At 36.6% G+C, this 3270-nt stretch carries 4 protein-coding genes and 1 pseudogene; 2 read left to right on the top strand and 3 right to left on the bottom strand.

Annotated features, from left to right (window positions below; translation table 11 throughout):
- Window positions 1–131 (top strand): DUF1824 family protein (locus F6K13_RS25065; protein WP_287288713.1); only part of this gene is annotated, 131 nt, incomplete at its 5' end.
- A gap of 178 nt (window positions 132–309) precedes the next feature.
- Here the strand turns inward: F6K13_RS25065 and glgA are convergent.
- The 3 genes from glgA to F6K13_RS25050 form a co-directional block, all read right to left on the bottom strand.
- On the bottom strand, window positions 310–1725 hold the full coding sequence (gene glgA / locus F6K13_RS25060) for a glycogen synthase GlgA (protein ID WP_124146586.1): 1416 nt from the start codon (window positions 1723–1725) through the stop codon (window positions 310–312).
- Between the two features lie 213 nt (window positions 1726–1938).
- On the bottom strand, window positions 1939–2403 hold the full coding sequence (locus tag F6K13_RS25055; protein ID WP_124146587.1) for a DNA phosphorothioation-associated protein 4: 465 nt from the start codon (window positions 2401–2403) through the stop codon (window positions 1939–1941).
- 260 nt (window positions 2404–2663) lie between these two features.
- Window positions 2664–2912, bottom strand: a complete 249-nt coding sequence (locus F6K13_RS25050) for a Rid family hydrolase (RefSeq protein WP_205127391.1) — start codon at window positions 2910–2912, stop codon at window positions 2664–2666.
- A 175-nt stretch (window positions 2913–3087) separates the two neighbouring features.
- On the opposite strand from F6K13_RS25050, the pseudogene F6K13_RS25045 reads away from it, so the two are divergent.
- A pseudogene (locus F6K13_RS25045) lies at window positions 3088–3270 on the top strand (hypothetical protein); the annotation flags it as partial.

Here is a 3270-nt window from a genome sequence, read left to right as displayed (position 1 = left end):
GGATAAAAGAGTCATATCATCTTGAATCCTATATTGGAGAATATAGAGGGGTATTAGTATCTTGTCAATCTGCTGAAGATACAGGAATTAATGGAACTTATGGTCATTTACCGCTAGATTTATTTACTTAAAAAAAGCATTTTTGATGTTAATTCAGTAAATTAACTAGCTTGAAAAGCAAGACGTTCGGAGAAATAAAAAAGCTGACAACTGATAAATTTCAGTACAAGCTTTCTATAAAAAGAAAAGAAATAAAGAAATAAGGAATTGGGTGTTTTAACTCAATTCCTATTCTAAAATTAGGTTTTACTAGACTAATTCAGGCTCCTTGTCTGTTGTTGTTTCTTCCTCAGGTAAGCCAAGTATTGATTTGTACATTTTAATATACTCCTGAGCTGATTTGTCCCAACTAAAGTTTTCTCTCATACCGCGTTTCTGTAATTCTTGCCATTGCTCTTTAAAGCGGAAAGCTTCACAAGCTCTAACCATTGCAGTAAAGAAGTCTAGTGGTTCATAGCGATCGAAACAATAGCCAGTGCCAGCATTGTTAACTGGATCGTGGAAAGATACTGTATCAACTAACCCTCCTGTGCGACGCACAATAGGTACGCTACCATAACGCATGGCCAACATTTGACTAATACCACAAGGCTCAAATCTACTAGGCATTAAAAAACCATCGGTACCTGCATAGATCCGCCGAGATAGGGCATCATTATATAAAAGTTGGACACTCATACGACCAGGGTAACGAGTAGCTATCTGCCACATTTGGGTTTCATAGAAGCGATCGCCTGTGCCTAACAATATAAACTGACTATCGGTATAAGCCATAAACCGATCCAATACTTGCAGCATTAAATCAAGTCCTTTTTGATCTACCAGTCGGGAGACCATTCCTGTTAAAAACGTGTTTTTATTTACTTCAAAGCCTACCTCTTCTTGGAGAGCAATTTTATTAGCAGCACGTTTTTCTAAGGTATCGATAGTATAAGTTTGAGCAATGTATCTGTCATTAGCTGGATTATAAAAGTTCAGGTCAATACCATTAAGAATACCTGTTAACTTACCGCTAATAAAAGACATTAAACCATCTAGGCGTTCGCCATAAGCTGGTGTTTGGATCTGACCTGCATAAGTAGGAGAAACAGTAGTTACCCGGTCGGCAAACTGTATTGCTGCAGCCATTGTATTATGTCCCTCCATATACCAGGGACACCAAGTAATTCTTTCTAATAACCAGCGCCAAGGTCCTTGATAAGCTAGGTTATGAATAGTAAATACGGTTTTAATATCTGGGGTTTCATGCATCCAAACTGGAATCATGCCTGTGTGCCAGTCATTGCAATGAATAATATCTGGTTTCCAGCCATTCCAGCAAAACTCAGCCGCTCCATTGGCAAATAGAGTGAACCTCCAGTCTTCGTCATCTCCGTAGTAGATACGACGTGGCCAAAAAGACGGATGGCCAAATAGGTACAACGGCACGTCGCTTTTTGGTAGTACCGTCTCATAAATGCTAAAGCTTTGATACATGGCATTTCCTTCCCAGATTGCTTCTTCTGGAATTTCCATTTTGTCGCCCAGAAAGCCATAGTAAGGCATAAAGATACGGACATCGTGACCCATGGCCCGTAGCACTTTGGGTAAGGCTCCGACTACATCGGCCATACCACCAACTTTGGCTAAAGGAGCTACTTCAGCTGCCACAAATAAAATTCGCATGATTCTTTAATTTGCGTTCCCTTTTTGATGCTCAATATCGTCATCATACCTGTATGGGCGCACCTAAATATAAGTCAAAAGTTAAAAATTAAAAGTCAAAAGTCAACAGTCAAAAAAGAGTTATATCATCTTCGGTTAAACAGTTATAAATATCTGTGAAGCCTCACATCAAATTGGTATAACTGTTAATTGTTGATTTTTGAACTTTTTTATTTATTTCAAAAATTTAGTTAAATCAAATTCTGCTTCTGGCTGAGATTTTTGATATCTCTGGGAAATTAAGACTAATAAAAGTCGTTCTGAATAATCTACTGCACCCCGCATTTCATCTCGTAATATTTCTAACCCTCCATTGGCATACTCTTCAAATATTTTAATGTAATTTTCTTCTATTTCTTCATTTGTTGGAGAGAGAATTTGTGTATCTTTTGTGTCGGCGATCGCGATTAATTTAATAATACTGTCATATCCCCTAGACCAAAACACTTCAATACTAATTGGACCTGGTTCTCTTTGAGAAATTTCTGTTAGTGGAACTCGGTGGTTTTTCTTAATGGCTAAAGATGCGGCAAATACCATTACATCAGCATAAGTTTTAAAAGGAGCTGTTTTTTCTTCTGACTCGGTTAAAGCTTTGACTAAATCTGCTTTATCTCTGGCAATTCTAATTCTATTCATTACTAAAAATTAAATATATTAATCTGTTCGAGATGTGTAAAATTTTCAAAATTATAGATTGAAGCTATGAAGTTTTTACCGAATAATTAAGGTTGAAATTCTCTCCTTTAAAGGAGAAACAAGCGGTCGTTAGCGCAGCTTCCCGTAGGGTGGGATGGCGATCTTCGGAGCGGGTCTGTAAGAACGGGTCTCCTCGCCATATCCAATCGACCAAGAGAGAAAAATTTTTCCTTAAGCGTCAATCCTCTCCTTGAAAATAATTAATAATTATTAATTATTAATTGTTGAACTATTTCTTCCCATTTATCGATATTTGTTACATAAATTCTGGTTCTGACTACGTCTTTTAAACTTGCTCCGACTGTCTGTAAAGCTGTTTCAATATTCTGGATAATTTGTACAGTTTGTTCATAAGTGTGTGTACTCATAATTTTCCCAGTTTTATCGGTAGCAGTAGTACCTGAGACATAAATAAAATTACCGATTTTTACTGCACGAGAATAACCCACAATTGCTTCTCAAGGTGTGTTAGTTAAGATGTTTTTCCTCAACATTTTTAATAGTTTCTATTTAGTATTATTTTCTTTTGTCCACAATAACATGATTTTCTGCTCAAAATCTCCTTTAGTTGCGCATTTTTGATCTCGTTCGAGTGTAATTTGATTATGAGAAATTCCATAACTTTTGAGTAAAGCATCTACTACTTCTAATAAGTCAGCTATTTCTATGGCTAAATCAGCGTTACTTGCTGTTGCTGCTTCTTGGGCTTCTTCAATAAGTTTTTCTCGTAATCAAATTACACTCGAACGAGATCAAAAATGCGCAACTAAAGGAGATTTTGAGCAGAAAATCATGTTATTGTGGACA

The sequence above is a fragment of the Okeania sp. SIO2B9 genome (genome assembly GCF_010672505.1).
Classification (GTDB): Bacteria; Cyanobacteriota; Cyanobacteriia; order Cyanobacteriales; family Microcoleaceae; genus Okeania; species Okeania hirsuta.
The sequence above is the reverse complement of the archived record's forward strand: the minus strand, read 5'-3'. Positions and strand labels throughout refer to the sequence as shown.